Genomic DNA, 16,142 nt, shown 5'->3' on the forward strand with positions numbered 1-16,142 from the left:
GGGCATGTCCAATGTCGTTCCATGACAGATGCATCGACACTCTTTGGCGCGGCCGTGATCGGCGGCGGACCGGCGGGACTGAGCGCCGCCATCGCATTGGCGCAGGCGGGCGCACGGACCGCGCTGGTGGCGCGTCGCATGCCTTATGCCGACAATCGAACCACGGCGCTACTCGGTGCCTCCGTCGATCTGCTGGAGAGCCTCGACGTCTGGCCGCGCTGCAAGGACAAGGCGGCCGCGCTCGAAATCATGCGGCTCGTCGACGACACCGGCCGGCTGTTTCGTGCGCCGGAGGTCCGGTTCTCCTGCCACGAAATCGGCCTCGATGCCTTCGGCTACAACATCGACAACCGCTCGCTGATGCTGGCGCTGGAAGCGCGCGCGGCCGAACTGCCCGATGTCGTCCGTTTCGACGACGAGGCCGAAACTGTCGTCATCGAAGCCGATGACGTCGCGATCCGCACGGCCGCTGCGCAATTTCTCTCGGCCCGCCTCGTGGTCGGGGCCGACGGCCGGCATTCGCTGTGCCGCGAAGCCTCCGGCATCGCGGTGACGCGGCGCGAGCTGACCCAGACGGCACTGACTTTCAACGTCGGGCACGCGCGGCCCCACCGCAACGTCTCGACCGAGTTCCACACCCCGCATGGTCCTTGCGTGTTCGTGCCCCTGCCCGGCGATCGTTCCAGCGTCGTCTGGGTCTCGGCGCCTGCGGACGCCGAGCGGCTTCGCGGCCTGAGCGATGAGGAATTGTCCGCCGCGATCGAGAAGCAGTCGCATTCGATCCTCGGGCGCATGACGGTGGAGCCGGGCCGCCATCTGTTCCCGCTGGCGATCGAACGTCCCAAATCCTTCGGCGGCGACCGCATTGCGCTGGTCGGCGAAGCCGCCCATGTGGTTCCCCCGATCGGCGCCCAGGGTCTCAATCTCGGCCTCCGCGATGCCGCCGACATTGCGAGGCTTGCAGGCGAGGCCATCGCATCAGGCCAAGATCCCGGCGCAGCAGACGTGCTCAAGCGTTATGACCGGGCGCGGCGTCCGGACATCCTGAGCCGGACCTTTGCGATCGACATCGCCAACCGCTCGCTGCTCAATGATTTCCTGCCACTCCAGCCCGTCCGCGCGGTCGGCATGCACCTGCTCGGCGCGATCGGCCCGCTCCGGCGTTTTGCGATGCGCGAGGGGCTCACGCCGACTTGGCGGAAGTAACCGCCGCTCAAGGAAACGCCAGCCGGCCAGTCTGGATCGCCCACATCACGCTGGTCAGCGTGACCACGGACGCAAACGTCCCGAGCAGCACCGCGACGGAGGCAGACTCGATCCAGGCGTCGTTCTGCCGGGCGATGACGAACACGTTTAGCGCCGGCGGCAGCGAGGCCATCAGCACGGCGGTCGCGGCCCAGGGCTGCGCAAACGGGCCGAGCGCCAGCATCAGGCCGAAAGCTGCAAGCGGATGGACCAGGAGCTTGATCGCGATCACGCCCGGCACTTCCCACGGGACCCGATCGAACGGGCGGAGCGCCACGGTCACGCCGAGCACGAACAGCGCGGTCGGAGCGGCTGCGTTCTGGAGGAAGGTGATGGTGCGATCGAGTGCGACGGGCATCTCGATATGCAGCGATGCGAAGGCCGCGCCAAAGCAGGCCGACATGATCAGCGGGTTGAGCACGATCTGCTTCAGCACGACGCCGAAGGCATGCACGATCGAGGGATGATCGCGGTCGGAGAGCTCGATCAGCAACGGCACGATCGTGAACAGGAAGATGCTGTCGCAGCAGAAGATCAGCGCAGTCGGCGCGGAGGCCTTCGGCCCGAGCACGGCGAGCGCCAGCCCCGGTCCCATGTAGCCGATATTGCCGTAGCCGCCGGAGAGCCCGGCGAGCGTCGCCTCGCGCAGCGTCAGCCCGCCCAAAACCTTGCCGACGACCAGCGCGAGTGTGAACGCCGCAACGGTCGACAGGGTGGTCGCGACCAGGAACGGCGGGTTGTTCAATTCCGAAAACGGCGTCTTCGACATGATCGCAAACAGCAGCGCCGGCAGCGACACATAGAGCAGGAAGAAGTTCATCCAGGCGAGGCCCGATTCCGGCAGGGATTTGACCTTGCCACAGGCGAATCCAACGAAGATCAAGCCGAAATATGGTAGAGCCAGATTGAGGATATCGACCATTGATGAAGTGTTTTCTGAAGATTGGGGGCCTATCTGCCCCGCAACCGCGGGTTAATTCCAGATCAGGGCACTAGCATCGGCCACAATCCTGGTCTATCGACGGGGAATGATTAAAGCGCGGACCGCCAAATTCCAGATCGGACAGGTCGTGCGCCACCGGATCTTCTCGTTCCGGGGCGTGATCTTCGACATCGATCCGGAATTCAACAACACCGAAGAGTGGTGGCTGTCGATCCCCGAGGAGGTGCGGCCCCACAAGGACCAGCCGTTCTATCACCTGCTCGCGGAGAACTCGGAGTCGGAATACGTCGCCTATGTCTCCGAGCAGAATCTCGTGCCGGACGATTCCGGCGAGCCGGTCCGGCATTCCCAGGTCGCCGAGATCTTCGTCAAGGACAAGACCGGCTATCGCCCGCGCAATCCTTCGCTGAACTGAGTTTCGAAGCCATCAACTGGCCAGCAAAAAAGGCGCTCGAACCGAGCGCCTTTTTCATGTGCGGGATTGATCCCTGATTACTTCTGTCCGGCCGGAGCGGCGCCAGGCGCTTGCTGCTGCTTCTTCTGCAGCTCTTCAGCCTTCTTCTGGAGCTCTTCCTGCAGCTTCCTCTGGGTTTCCTCGAACACCTTCGGATCGGTCGGCGGGCCGTCATAGGCCTTCTGGAATTCGCCGGCGAGCGGCAGCGGCAGCGTCAGCGGTGCGCCGTTGGCATTGATCGCCTGAACAACCAGGTTCTGGCCCTTCTTCATGTTGTTGATGAACTCGGGCGTGGCTTCGTAGTCGGACATGCAGCCGTTCTGGAAGCAGATCACATACGGGCTCTGCAACGGCGGATTGTTGTCCACGATGATGCGGGTGCCGTGCACCAACTGCATGCCGAGCGGCAGCGTCACGCGCAGGATCTTTTTCGGCTCGCCTTCTGGCTCGATGATGACGGCCGCGATGACCGGCTGGCCCGACTCGATACGGCCGTCCTTGCCGGTGAAGCAGACCTGCTTGGCATTGGCGTCCTGGCCCTTGAGGCAGAACTTGGTCCAGGGGGCGTAGATCAGCTGGATTTGCTGATCGGCCGGCTGGGCCGCGCCCTGCTGCGCTGGAGCGCCCTGCGCCGGAGCGCCCTGGGCGGGTGCCGGCTGGGCCGGTGCCTGAGCGGCCGGCGCCGGAGCCTTGGGGGCAGCCTTCGGAGCGGCCTTCGGGGTCGCCTTGGGCGCGGGCGTGCCCGGAGCTGGCGCGGGAGCCTGGGCCTCGGCGGCAAACGGGACGGCCAACGCCGTCGCCGTCAACAAGGCGAGAAGTCGCCCGCGCGGCCGGACGGACGCGGCCAAGTAACGGAAATTCATTGCGGAAAACCCTTTCTGAACGGGAAGTGCCCGAACCGCTTCGACGCACCGAGCCTGGCCGCGTTGGGCGCGGCTCTCTCCCCGTCAAATGAGGCAGATAAGTGACGGGCTCGGCGCTCTTGCGCGATTGCGTGCCTTCTTAACGTGGCCGACGAAAAGATCAATGCCGACAAGCGCCTTTGACCGCGCGTCGGCGTGCGCCCCCGGGAAAATCCCTGTGATAGGATTCAGGCCTGCGGTCCTCGAATCAACGTGTCCACATGTTCATGTTCCAGCGCCTTCTCGAGGGCCGTCCTGAAGGTCTTTGCGTCCGCCTCTGTGTCCTGGCTTTCGCCTTGGGGCTCCCGTTTTCCTTGGGGCTTCCGGCCAGCGGCGCAGAGGCCGAGGAAGCCCACGCCATCGCCATGCACGGCAAGCCGGCGATGCCTGCCGGTTTCACCCACATCCCTTACGTCAACCCTGACGCCCCCAAGGGCGGCCGGCTGACCTGGGGCGTTCTCGGCACCTTCGACAGCCTCAATCCCTTCATCGTCAAGGGACTGGCCGTGCAGCCGGTCCGGAACTACGTGGTCGAGAGCCTGCTCGCGCGCGGCAATGACGAGCCGTTCACGCTCTACGGACTGCTCGCCAGATCGGTCGAGACCGATGACGAGCGCAGCTTTGTCACGTTCCACATCGATCCCCGCGCGCGCTTCTCCGACGGCAAGCCGGTCCGCGCCGAGGACGTGCTGTTCTCCTGGCAGTTGCTGCGCGACCACGGCCGCCCCAACCACCGGCAATATTACGGCAAGGTGGCAAGGACCGAGGCGCCGGATCCCCTCACCGTCCGCTTCGACCTTGCGGGAGCCAATGACCGCGAACTGCCGCTGATCCTCGGCCTGATGCCGATCCTGCCGAAACATGCGGTCGACGTCGCGGCTTTCGAGGAGACGACGCTGTCGGGCCCGGTCGGCTCCGGCCCGTATCGCGTCACCGCCGTGAGGCCCGGTGCCAGCGTGACGCTCACCCGCAATCCCGACTATTGGGGCCGTGACCTCGCCATCAATCGCGGGCTCTACAATTTCGAGGAGATCAGGCTCGACTATTTTCGCGAAGCCAACGGCCAGTTCGAAGCTTTCAAGCGCGGCCTCTATGATTTCCGCATCGAGCACGAGCCGCTGCGCTGGCACGACGGCTACGACTTTCCCGCGGCGAAGAATGGCGACGTGATCCGCGACACCTTCAAGCCGGGCGTGCCGCAACCTTCCGAATTTCTGGTGTTCAACACGAGGCGTCCCATATTCGCCGACATCCGCGTGCGCCAGGCCTTGACGCTGCTGTTCGATTTCGAGCTGGTGAACCGCAACTACTTCTTCAACCTCTACTCGCGCGTCGCCGGCTATTTTGCCGGCTCGGACCTCTCAGCGTATGGCAAGCCTGCGGATGCGCGCGAGCGCGAGTTGCTCAAGCCGTTCGCCGCGCAGATCCCGCCTGACATAATGGACGGCAGCTACCGCCTGCCGGTGACCGACGGTTCGGGCCGCGACCGGACCACGCTGCGCGCGGCGCTGAAGCTGTTGTCGGAGGCCGGCTACGATCTCGACGGCACCGTGCTGCGCAACCGTGCGACCAAGGCGCCCTTCACCTTCGAGATCCTGGTCACGACCCGCGACCAGGAACGCGTCGCGCTTGCCTTTCAGCGCGACCTCAGGCGCGCCGGCATCGAGCCCAGCGTGCGATCGGTCGATCCCGTGCAGTTCGACCAGCGCCGGCTCGCCTACGAATTCGACATGATCCAGAACCGCTGGGACCAGTCCCTGTCGCCCGGCAACGAGCAATATTTCTACTGGGGGAGCGCTGCCGCCGACAGTCCGGGCACCCGCAACTACATGGGGGCCCGGGATCCCGCGGTCGATGCGATGATCGCCGCACTGCTGGAAGCCCGTGAACACACGGATTTCGTATCCGCGGTGCGGGCGCTCGACCGCGCTTTGATCTCCGGTTTCTATACAATCCCCCTGTTTAACTTATCCGAGCAATGGATCGCGCGCTGGAATCGGATAGAACGGCCAGAGGCCACCTCGCTGTCCGGCTATTTGCCGGAGACCTGGTGGTCGAAGGGGCAGCCGCAAGCTCATCAAGCAAAGTGACGCCGTGAACCAGCCAGCCGTATCGCCGACGCTCGACACACTGTTTCAGCGCACGCTGATGCGGCAGCCGCACGCGACCGCTCTGCTCGACCCCCTGAACAAGTTCCGCGTGACCGGGCACGAGCCGCGGCGGATGAGCTATGCCGAGGCTGACACCGCCATCGAGGCGCTGTCCGCCTTTTTCGTCGAATCAGGCCTGCCGGCCAATTCCGTCATCGCCATCCAACTGCCGAATACGGTCGAGTTCGTGCTCACCGTTCTCGCCGCCCATCGCGCCGGTCTTGTCGTCGCCGTGCTGCCGCTGCTCTGGCGCCATGCCGAACTGACCGCCGCTCTCAATCGTACCGCGGCGCGCGCCATCGTCACCATGAGCACGGTCGACGGCGTCAGCTATGCCGATCTCGCCATGCACGCGGCCGCGGAAGCCTTCTCGATTCGCCATGTCTGCGGCTTCGGCACCAACCTGCCCGAAGGCATGGCCTCGCTCGACGACGTGCAGGCCCGTCCGCCCGGCACAGCGCGCGCCGTGATTCAGGATGGCCGCAAGGCGGCGATGATCTCCTTCGACGTCACCGCGGAAGGCTTTCGTCCGGTGCCGCGGCCGCATTTCAGCCTGATCGCCGGGGGGCTCGCGATGTCGCTGGAAGCCGACATCAGGCAAGGCGCAACCGTGATGGCGGCGTTCACGCCGATGTCGTTCGCAGGGCTCGCCTCCTCGCTCGCGGTGTGGCTGCTGTGCGGCGGCACGCTGGCGCTGCATCACCCCTTCGAGAACGACGTGCTGGAGCAGCAGATCAATGCGCACGAATGCGACGTGCTGATCGCACCGGCACAGTTCGCCCAGCGGCTCGGCGATTCCGAGCTGGCGGCGCGGATGCCGAGCTTGCGCAACGTCATCGGCCTGTGGCGCGCCCCCGAGCAGGTGTCGGCGAGCGAGGCATGGATTGCGCCGCATGCGCCTTTCACGGACGTCTATCTGTTCGGCGAGGCCGGATTGTTCGGCGCCCGGCGTGGCGAGGACGGCATGCCGGTGCCGGTGATGCCGGGACCGCACGGCGCGCCGCGCGAGCAGTCGGGTTCGTCGATCGCCGGCGAGATTCTGCTGACGCCGAAGGGCACGCTCGGGCTGCGCGGCCCTATGGTGCCGATCGCGGCCTACGCCCCGCCGCCGCCGCCGGTCGGCGACACCCTGATCGCGCAACCGCCACGCGACTATGTCGATACCGGCTATGCCGCGCGGCTCGATCGTCCGAGCGGCGCGATCTGCATCACCGCGCCGCCCTCCGGGATCATGGCCGTCGGCGGCTACCGCTTCCTCTCCAACGACCTGCAGGAATGGGCGCGCCGGCTCGGCCAGGGCGCCCTGCTGACCGCGCTGCCTGACCGGCTCTCCGGTCACCGGCTCGCGGGCCGCGCCCAGGACAATGCCCGCGCCCGCGAGGCGCTCAGCGAACTCGGGCTTAACCCCCTGATGGTCGAAGCTTTTCGCGACCGCTCCGGGCCGGTCTAAGCGTAGTTTCGACCGTTCCATTGACGCTGCATTAAGGCGGCCGGACTAGATTGCGCGGCACCTGTCGCGTGATCAGAGTCTCTCGATGTCCCAGGCCGGCCCGATCCTGTTTGTGTCCAATGGCGAGCGGCCGGCCTTCATTGCGGCGCTGGACGAGGCGCGCTTCTTTCCCGTGATCGACACCGGCTGGGCCGGCGCGGTGCGCGCGGTCGAAGAGGTGCAGCCGGCCGTGGTTCTCGCCGCGATGCATGCCGGGCACGAGCCGCATCTGGCGCCGCTCGCCAGCAAGATTGCGGAGCAATCCCCTTACCTTCCCTTCGTGGCATTGGATGCGGCGGGCGCGCTCCCGCACAACGTCCTGCCCTTCTCTTCCTCGCGCGCCGGCCATTCCGAACGCCTGATCGCGCGGCTTCGCGCCGCTCTACGGATTCGTACCCTTCACGCCACGGTGCTGCGCCGGCTGCCCGAGGTCAAAGTCGCGCTGCCGGAGGCTGATCCCGTTCGCGATGCCACGGTGCTTCTGATCGGCCGCGGCGCGGCTTACCCCGCGCTTTCCGTCGCGCTCGGCGAGCGCGTCGGCGTCATCGGGGCGCTCTCGATCGAGGCAGCGGCCAAGCATCTCAACACCCGCGACCTCGACGGCGTCGTGCTCGCCGAAGGTTTTACCCCCCGCGTGACCGATGCCTTTCTCACGGTGCTCGCCGAGGACACCCGCTTCCGCAGCCTGCCCGTGGTCGTCACTGCGCATCAGTTGACGCAGACTTACGACCTGCCCAATCTCGAACTGATCCCCGGCGAGTCAGCGAAGGTCGCCGCCAACGCGCTGCCCCTGATCCGCCAGCACGCCATGGAAGCCCAGCTGAGCCGTACGCTGCGCTCGATCGATGCCGGCGGCTGGCTCGACCCGCGCAGCGGCCTGCTCACGGCGGAAGCTTTTGCGCGTGATTTTGCCAAGGCGGTCGAGCAGACGCTGGCTCGCGGCGGCGGCCTCTCGGTCGCACGCTTCGCCTTCGATCCCGGCAATTCCCGCGCCCAGCTCGATGCCGCGCGCATTCTCAGCCGGCTGATGCGGCAGATGGATTTTGGCGTGGCGCAGAAGGACGGCTCGGTCGTCGTCGTGTTCGCGGAGACCGACTTCCGCACTGCGCACATGATCGCCCGCCGCCTCTCCGCGGTGATGCGGCACACGTCGAACGGCAAGCACGAGATGCGCAGCGATCCCGTCGTTTCGGTGGATTCGCTGTCGCCCTCGGATACGGCAAGGTCGCTGCTTGGGCGGCTGTCGGCCGAGGCATCGCGGGCGGCGTCGTAATCATCCGCGAGCGCTCGCTGCCGTCGGAGCTCGACTGCTCACATGTGGAAGCTTTACGCGAAACGCACCGTTCGCATTCTCATTCGCGAGGGCCGGCCGCTGGCGCAAAAAACCCGCGGCCGGTAAACGGTCGCGGGTCAAAAAATCAGAAGCTCTGCCAGTACATCCGTGGTCAAAGCAACGTCATTGGGATTGCGACAGCCTATGCGGCGCGCAGATCTTCAGCAGCAGACTTGCCGGTCTTGCGATCTGCAACGATTTCAAAAGAAACCTTCTGCCCTTCGTTGAGGGTATTCATGCCGGCGCGTTCAACGGCGCTGATGTGAACGAAGACATCCTGGCTGCCCTCGTCCGGCTGAATGAATCCGAAGCCCTTTTGGCTGTTAAACCACTTCACAGTTCCCGTCGTCATGGGGATCGTCCTTTAAGATAGATAAACGTTTAGCCGCGCTCAGAAGCGCGGTGGGTGTCGTCGAGATCTGGAGGGAGGGTCGTCAGTCAGGCGCGCTTTTCAGCGGCGAGGCCAAGTCGTTCGGCCGAAACTCGATAGACCGAACCTAGCAACTGTTCGATCATTGCGCAAGTGATCATATGTCGCTGTTCCGAGATCCGAGTGCGGCGCGTCGTTTCGCGCCGCCTCCGGAAACCTCTACGCCGCCTTCTTGCTCTGCGCGAGCTGCGCCAGCTGGCGCATGATCTCGGTGGTGCCGGCCAGACGCTCTTCCGGCGTCTCCCAGTCCTGCAGGAACACCACCTTCATGTCGGGCCGCACCTTCGCGGCCTGGCCGTGGCTGCGGATGAAGCTCACCAGCCGGTCGGGATGGGCGAAGGAATTGTCGCGGAAGGCGATGACGGCGCCCTTCGGACCGGCGTCGATCTTGCCGACATTGGCTTGGCGGCAGAACGCCTTGATCGCGGCGACCTTGAACAAATAGCGCACCTCGTCCGGCAACACGCCGAACCGGTCGCGCATCTCGGCGCCGAAGTTCTCGATCTCCTCCTCGCTGTCGAGGTCGGCGAGCCGGCGGTAGAGTGACAGCCGCACCGAGAGATCGCCGACATAATCCTCCGGAATCAGCACGGGCATGCCGATGGTGATCGTCGGCGACCAGCGGTCGGCCGCGGGCTCGGACACGCCAGCCTTGAGGTTGACGATCGCCTCCTCCAGCATCGATTGATAGAGCTCGAAGCCGACCTCCTTGATATGGCCGGACTGCTGCTCGCCCAGGATATTGCCCGCGCCGCGGATGTCGAGATCGTGCGAGGCGAGCTGGAAACCCGCGCCCAGCGTCTCCAGCGATTGCAGCACGGTGAGCCGGCGCTCGGCCTGCGCCGTGATCTTCTGCTGCGCCGGCAGCGTGAACAGCGCATAGGCCCGCAGCTTGGACCGGCCGACGCGGCCGCGGAGCTGATACAGTTGGGCAAGGCCGAACATGTCGGCGCGATGCACGATCAGCGTGTTGGCGTTGGGGATGTCGAGGCCGGATTCCACGATCGTGGTCGACAGCAGGATATCGAACTTGCCGTCGTAGAACGCCGTCATGATATCCTCGATCACGGCGGGCGGCATCTGCCCGTGCGCAACCGCAACCTTCATCTCCGGCACGTTCTTGTCGAGGAAATCCCTGACCTCGGCGAGGTCGTCGATGCGCGGCACCACGTAGAACGCCTGGCCGCCGCGATAGCGCTCGCGCAGCAGCGCCTCGCGGATCATCAAGGGGTCGTGCGGGGCGACGAAGGTGCGGACCGCGAGGCGGTCGACCGGGGGCGATGCGATGATCGAGAGCTCGCGCACGCCGGTGAGCGCCAATTGAAGTGTGCGTGGAATCGGCGTGGCCGACAGCGTCAGCACGTGCACCTCGGCGCGGAGCTGCTTCAGCCGCTCCTTGTGGGTCACGCCGAAATGCTGCTCCTCGTCGACGATCAGCAGGCCGAGATCCCGGAACTTGATCGACTTGCTGAGCAGCGCATGGGTGCCGACGACGATGTCGACCGAGCCGTCGGCGAGGCCCTTCTTGACCAGATTGAGCTGCTTGGCGGGCACCAGCCGGGAGGCCTGCGCGACCTGGACCGGGAAACCCTTGAAACGGTCGGTGAACGTCTTGTGATGCTGACGGGCGAGCAGCGTGGTCGGCACCACGACCGCGACCTGCTTGCCTTCGAGCGCCACCGCGAAGGCGGCGCGCAGCGCCACCTCGGTCTTGCCGAAGCCGACGTCGCCGCAGATCAGCCGGTCCATGGGACGGCCGAGCTCGAGGTCCTTCAGCGTGGACTCGATCGCACCAAGCTGATCCTCGGTCTCGTCATAGGGGAAGCGCGCGCAGAACTCGTCGTAGAGGCCCGGCTGCACCGGCAGCTTCGGCGCCTCATGGAGGTGGCGCTCGGCGGCGATCTTGATCAGCTCGCCCGCGATCTCACGGATGCGGTTCTTGAGTTTGGCCTTGCGCGTCTGCCAGCCCGAACCGCCGAGACGATCAAGTTCGACCGTGGTCTGGTCGGAGCCATAGCGCGACAGCAGCTCGATGTTCTCGACCGGCAGGAACAGCTTGGTCTCGGCGGCATAATGCAGCTCGAGGCAGTCATGGGGCGCGCCGGCGACGTCCAGCGTCTGCAGGCCGATGAAGCGGCCGATGCCGTGATCGACATGGACCACGATATCGCCGGCGGCGAGGCTCGTCACCTCCGAGATGAAATTGTCGAGCTTGCGGCTCGCCTTGCGCGGTCGGACCAGGCGATCGCCAAGGATATCCTGCTCGCTGATGACAGCGATCTCGTCGGTCTCGAATCCGCTTTCGAGGCCGAGCACGGCCAGCATGGTCTCGTTGCGCGGGGTCGCCTGCACCGTGCGCCAGCTGTTGACGCTGGTCACGGGGGTGAGCTTGTGATCGCGCAGCATCGAGGTCATGCGGTCGCGCGAGCCCTCCGTCCAGAGCGCGATGACCACCTTCTTGCGGTTTGTCAGTAGCCCATGCACATGTGCGACGACGGCTTCGAAGACATTGATCTTGTTATCGTTGCGCTCCGGGGCGAAGTCTCGTCCCTTGCGCGCGCCGGCATCGACCACGCTGGTACCATCAGCGGGCACCGAAAACTGGGTGAGCCGCACCAACGGCATCCCGCTCTCACGCTTGCCCCACTCCTCCTCGGTCAGGTAGAGCCTGTCAGGCGGCAGCGGCTTGTAGATGGCACCGCCGCCCGGATGCTCCATGGCGTCGCGGCGGGCCTGGTAATAATCGAGGATCTGCTTGAAACGCTCGCGGATGGCGTCCTCGGCCTGCGGCTCGATCGCGACGCAAGCTCCTTGCAGATAGTCGAACAGCGTGTCCATCCGGTCCTGGAACAGCGGCAGCCAATGCTCCATGCCGGGATGGCGGCGGCCCTCGCTGACGGCCTCGTAGAGCGCATCGTCGCGCTCGGGCGCGCCGAACTCAGCGACGTAGCCCATGCGAAAGCGGCGGATGGTCTCGGTGACGAGCTGGAATTCGGAGATCGGCACGAGATCGAGCGCGCGCATGTCGAGCAGCGTGCGCTGGGTCTCGGCATCGAAGGTGCGGATCGATTCCAGGCTGTCGCCGAAGAAATCGAAACGGACGGGCTGGTCCAGGCCGGCCGGAAACAGGTCCAGAATGCCGCCGCGCACCGCGTATTCGCCGGCCTCGCGCACGGTCGAGGAGCGGTTGTAGCCGTTGTGCTCGAGCCAGGCGATGATGGTATCCATCGGCACGACGTTGCCGGGGGCGACCGACAGCGCCTGCGCCGCGACGAGCTCGCGCGCCGGCACGCGCTGTACCACGGCGTTCACCGTGGTCAGCACGATCAGCGGCTTGTCGCTACCGGTCAGTGACGCCAGCCGCGCCAGCGTCGTCAGGCGCTGCGCGAGGACGCCACCATGCGGCGAGACGCGGTCATAGGGCTGGCAGTCCCAGGCCGGGAAGGTCAGCACGGGCAAATCGGGCGCGAAGAATTGCAGAGCACGTTCGAGCTGCTGCATCCGCGGCCCGTCGCGACAGATCACCGCGAGGCTGACAGCCGGCTTCTTCGGCCGCGCCGCGATGGCGCGCGCGAGATCAGAGATGACGAGGCCCTCGGCACCCTCGGCAACATTGGCAAGCGTGAGCGCGCGGCCGGGCGTGAGCAGCTCGGCCGGCGATTTCATCCCCTGCTTCATACGTCGCGGTCCGCGATCGGAAACCCCTTGATGCGCGCAAACAGCGGGCCGATGACGTCGGCGGCAAGCACCTTGTCGCCGGTGATGGCGGCATAGAGGTCGGGATCGGCCTCTTCGAGCAGGGTCTCGAGCTGCGTCAGCTCGTCATCGGACAGATTGCCGATCTCGGCATCCGCGAACCGGCCGAGGATCAGGTCCATCTCGCGCGTGCCGCGGTGCCAGCAGCGGAACAGAAGCCGCTTGCGGCGGTCGTCCAGCCCGTTGCTCGATCGTGTCGTTCCCGTCATGTCTCAATTCCAGTCAAACGCCAAAAGCCCGGACGTGCCGGGCCGGGGTGATATAGCCACTCGGGCGGGCCCTGTCAGCCCTCGATTTGTCATGGCCCGCTGCCCCGCAAGGGCACGAAAAACACGTGGATGCCGGGCATAAAGCCGGGCATGACGAGCGAAAACGGTCCTAGATTCGCCTGATGCGCCCCAGCCTGCTCAACCCGCTGTTTGCCCCCGTGACCAGCCTGCCCGGCGTCGGTCCGAAGCAGGACAAGCTGCTGCAATATCTGCTCAGCCGCAATGAGACGCCGCGGCTGGTCGATCTGTTGCTGCATTTGCCGAGCCAGGTGATCGACCGTCGCGCCCGGCCGAAGATCCGCGACGCCGTGCAGGGAACCATGGTGACGCTGGAGGTCACGGTCGACCGCCACCGCCCGCCCCCGCCGCGCAATGCGCGCGCGCCCTACCTCGTTTACGCCAGCGACGACACCGGCGACGTCGTGCTGACGTTCTTCCGCGCAAAGCCCGGCTATGTCGAGAAGCTGCTGCCGATCGGCGAGAAGCGCTTCGTCTCCGGCACGCTCCAGATGTACGACGCCGTCCCGCAGATCGTGCATCCCGACCGGGTGCTGGACGAGGAGGCGATTTCCAAACTCTCCGGCATCGATCCCGTCTATCCCTTGACCGAGGGCCTTGCACTCGGCTCGCTGCGCCGTGCGGTCGCGCAGGCGCTGCAGAAGCTCCCGGCACTGCCGGAATGGATCAGCCCGGAGGTGCTGCGCCGCTGCGGCTTCCCGCCGATCGCCGAGGCGCTCACCCGCGTGCACCAGCCGGTCGAGCTCACCGACATTCTGCCCGACCAGCCGTTCTGGTCGCGCCTCGCCTTCGACGAACTCCTGGCCGGGCAACTTGCGCTTGCCCTGATCCGCGCCCAATTGCGACGCCCGGCCGGTGTGCGCAACGCCGGCGACGGGCACCTCCGCAACAAAATCATCGATGCCCTGCCCTATGCGCTGACAACCTCCCAGCGCGACGCAGCAGCCGCCATCGCCAATGATCTACAACAGCCGGTGCGCATGTTGCGCCTGCTCCAGGGCGACGTCGGCTCCGGCAAGACCGTGGTCGCGCTGCTGGCCGCCGCTGCCGTCACTGAGGTCGGCAAGCAGGCCGCCTTGATGGCGCCGACCGAAATTCTGGCTCGTCAGCATATCAAGACCATCGCGCCGCTCGCCGAGCGCGCGGGCATGCGGGTCGCGATCCTCACCGGCCGCGAAAAGGGCAAGGAGCGGCGTGACCTGCTGGCACAACTCGAAGCCGGCGAGATCGACCTGCTCGTCGGCACCCATGCGCTGATCCAGGACGACGTGATCTTTAGCGATCTCGCCCTCGCCGTCGTCGACGAGCAGCATCGTTTTGGCGTGCGCGAGCGGCTGGCGCTGACGGCAAAGGGCGAGGCCGTCGACGTGCTGGTGCTGAGCGCCACGCCGATTCCGCGCACGCTGGTGCTGACCTATTTCGGCGACATGGACATCAGCGAGCTCAGGGAGAAGCCGGCCGGCCGCCAGCCGATCGAAACTCGCACCATATCGATGAGCCGCCTCGGCGAGGTCACCGACAGCATCGGCCGCGCGCTCGAATCCGGCAAGCTGGTCTACTGGATCTGCCCGCTGGTCGAGGAATCCGAGGCCGAGGGTACCGAGCACCTGACCAATGCGACCAAGCGCTTCGAAACCCTGCAAAAGCGTTTCGGCGACCGTGTCGGCCTCGTCCACGGCCAGATGAAGGGCACCGAGAAGGACCGCGTCATGGGCCAGTTCGCCGCCCACGAGATCGGTCTGCTGGTCGCGACCACCGTGGTCGAGGTCGGTGTCGACGTGCCGGCGGCGACCATCATGGTGATCGAGAACGCCGAACGCTTTGGCCTCGCCCAGCTTCATCAATTGCGCGGCCGCATCGGGCGCGGCTCGGAGGCCTCGACCTGTCTGCTGCTCTACTCCGAGCCGCTCGGCGAGATGTCGAAAGCACGGCTGAAGGTGATCCGCGAGACCACCGACGGCTTTCGGATCGCCGAGGAAGATCTGAAGCTGCGCGGCGAAGGCGATGTGCTCGGCGTGCGCCAGAGCGGCCTGCCCGGCTACCGCATCGCCCGCTCGGAGGTGCACGGCCAGCTCATCACGCAGGCCCGCGACGAGGCGCTGCGCATCCTGAAGGACGATCCAAAACTCAAGGGCGAGCGCGGCGAGGCACTGCGCTGCCTGCTGTATCTGTATGAGCGGGATGAAGCGATCCCGCTGATCGGAGCGGGTTAGCTGGCCGCTCGTTGCCGCCCAATCTCATAAGCCGCCACATGCGCCCGGGCGAGATCCAGCAGGGGCGTGTCGATGCCGAGTGCACGAGCCCGGTTGGCCATATCGCCGAGGATATGCTCCGCCTCGGTGACCGAGCCGCGCTCGATATCACGCAGCATCGAGGCCTTGAGCGGGGAATCCGGGGTCGTGAACAGCTTCCGGTCAAACTCGATGAAAGGCGCTCGCGGCTCAAAACCCGAGGCCGTGGCGACGGCGCAGCATTCGGCAAACAGGCGGAAGATGGATTGCTCGCCGTTCGGAACGGCCAGAATGTCTCCGATGCTTGCACGCATCAGGCAGGTGATGCCGGCGAGCGTCGAGAGCTGGACGAATTTCTCCCACATGTCCTGCATGATCGCTTCGCTGGCGCGCACGTCGATACCGGGCACGTGCAGCAGCGTCTCCAGGGCGAGCACACGCTCGCTCAACGACCCCCCGATTTCGCCGAAGACGATGGTCTGATTGGCCATGAACTGAACGACGCGACCATCCGCATCGAGCCCGGCACTGACGTTCGCGAGCCCGCCGAGAACCTGAGCGGCGCCGAACCGCGCCGTCAGGGCGTCGACATGTTTCAGCCCGTTGAGGATCGGCAAAATCATCGTGTGGGCGCCAACGGCCGGGGCAAACTGGGCCATCGCATCGTCGAGCGAGTAGGATTTCACCCCGACGAGCACGACGTCGAACGTTTCCTTGAGGTCGTTGGCCAGGATGATCTTCGGCTGCACGGCGAAATCGCCCTGCGGGCTCACGACCTGCAATCCATTCCGCCGCAATTGCTCCGCACGCCCGGCCCGCACCAGAAAGTTCACGTCGCCGCCGGCTCGGACCAGGCGCGCTCCGTAGTAGCCTCCGAGCGCTCCCGCGCCGATCACAAGCACTCTCATTCGAACTCCCATTG

General features: G+C 65.9%; 12 protein-coding genes. 6 read left to right on the plus strand and 6 right to left on the minus strand.

The features are described 5' to 3' along the window. Positions 1–21: 21 nt before the first annotated feature. Entirely contained in the window at positions 22–1,206 is a 1,185-nt protein-coding gene (locus IVB42_RS03020) for a UbiH/UbiF family hydroxylase (RefSeq protein WP_247395474.1), read from the plus strand. Positions 1,207–1,213: 7 nt separating this feature from the next. Here IVB42_RS03020 and IVB42_RS03025 read toward each other — a convergent pair whose 3' ends face one another. Further along, positions 1,214–2,167, minus strand: a complete 954-nt coding sequence (locus IVB42_RS03025) for an AEC family transporter (RefSeq protein WP_018457926.1) — start codon at positions 2,165–2,167, stop codon at positions 1,214–1,216. A gap of 106 nt (positions 2,168–2,273) precedes the next feature. On the opposite strand from IVB42_RS03025, the gene hspQ reads away from it, so the two are divergent. After that, entirely contained in the window at positions 2,274–2,603 is a 330-nt protein-coding gene (hspQ, locus tag IVB42_RS03030) for a heat shock protein HspQ (RefSeq protein ID WP_018457927.1), read from the plus strand. Positions 2,604–2,680: 77 nt separating this feature from the next. Here hspQ and IVB42_RS03035 read toward each other — a convergent pair whose 3' ends face one another. After that, the gene (locus tag IVB42_RS03035) at positions 2,681–3,505 is read right to left on the minus strand and encodes an invasion associated locus B family protein (RefSeq protein ID WP_018457928.1); all 825 of its coding nucleotides are present in this window, start codon (positions 3,503–3,505) and stop codon (positions 2,681–2,683) included. Between the two features lie 260 nt (positions 3,506–3,765). On the opposite strand from IVB42_RS03035, the gene IVB42_RS03040 reads away from it, so the two are divergent. The 3 genes from IVB42_RS03040 (at position 3,766) to IVB42_RS03050 (ending at position 8,456) form a co-directional block, all read left to right on the plus strand. Next, positions 3,766–5,634, plus strand: a complete 1,869-nt coding sequence (locus tag IVB42_RS03040) for an extracellular solute-binding protein (protein WP_247395472.1) — start codon at positions 3,766–3,768, stop codon at positions 5,632–5,634. A gap of 4 nt (positions 5,635–5,638) precedes the next feature. Then, positions 5,639–7,144, plus strand: a complete 1,506-nt coding sequence (locus IVB42_RS03045; protein WP_018457930.1) for an AMP-binding protein — start codon at positions 5,639–5,641, stop codon at positions 7,142–7,144. 85 nt (positions 7,145–7,229) lie between these two features. After that, on the plus strand, positions 7,230–8,456 hold the full coding sequence (locus IVB42_RS03050) for a hypothetical protein (protein ID WP_018457931.1): 1,227 nt from the start codon (positions 7,230–7,232) through the stop codon (positions 8,454–8,456). A gap of 202 nt (positions 8,457–8,658) precedes the next feature. Here the strand turns inward: IVB42_RS03050 and IVB42_RS03055 are convergent, their stop codons facing one another. The 3 genes from IVB42_RS03055 to IVB42_RS03065 form a co-directional block, all read right to left on the minus strand. Further along, positions 8,659–8,868 (minus strand): cold-shock protein, encoded by a 210-nt coding sequence (locus IVB42_RS03055; RefSeq protein ID WP_018457932.1) that lies wholly within the window; start codon positions 8,866–8,868, stop codon positions 8,659–8,661. Between the two features lie 237 nt (positions 8,869–9,105). Next, positions 9,106–12,624, minus strand: a complete 3,519-nt coding sequence (gene mfd, locus IVB42_RS03060; protein ID WP_247395471.1) for a transcription-repair coupling factor — start codon at positions 12,622–12,624, stop codon at positions 9,106–9,108. Then, positions 12,621–12,911, minus strand: a complete 291-nt coding sequence (locus IVB42_RS03065; protein WP_018457934.1) for a succinate dehydrogenase assembly factor 2 — start codon at positions 12,909–12,911, stop codon at positions 12,621–12,623. The genes mfd and IVB42_RS03065 overlap by 4 nt, the downstream gene beginning before the upstream one ends. A 182-nt stretch (positions 12,912–13,093) precedes the next feature. On the opposite strand from IVB42_RS03065, the gene recG reads away from it, so the two are divergent. Further along, complete coding sequence (recG, locus tag IVB42_RS03070) at positions 13,094–15,202, plus strand: ATP-dependent DNA helicase RecG (RefSeq protein ID WP_247336716.1); 2,109 nt, start codon at positions 13,094–13,096, stop codon at positions 15,200–15,202. Here recG and panE read toward each other — a convergent pair. Beyond that, positions 15,199–16,128, minus strand: coding sequence for a 2-dehydropantoate 2-reductase (gene panE / locus IVB42_RS03075; protein WP_018457936.1), 930 nt, complete (start codon positions 16,126–16,128; stop codon positions 15,199–15,201). The genes recG and panE overlap by 4 nt on opposite strands. Between the last annotated feature and the right edge of the window lie 14 nt (positions 16,129–16,142).

The sequence above is a fragment of the Bradyrhizobium sp. 45 genome, from assembly GCF_023073155.1.
Taxonomy (GTDB): domain Bacteria; phylum Pseudomonadota; class Alphaproteobacteria; order Rhizobiales; family Xanthobacteraceae; genus Bradyrhizobium; species Bradyrhizobium canariense_D.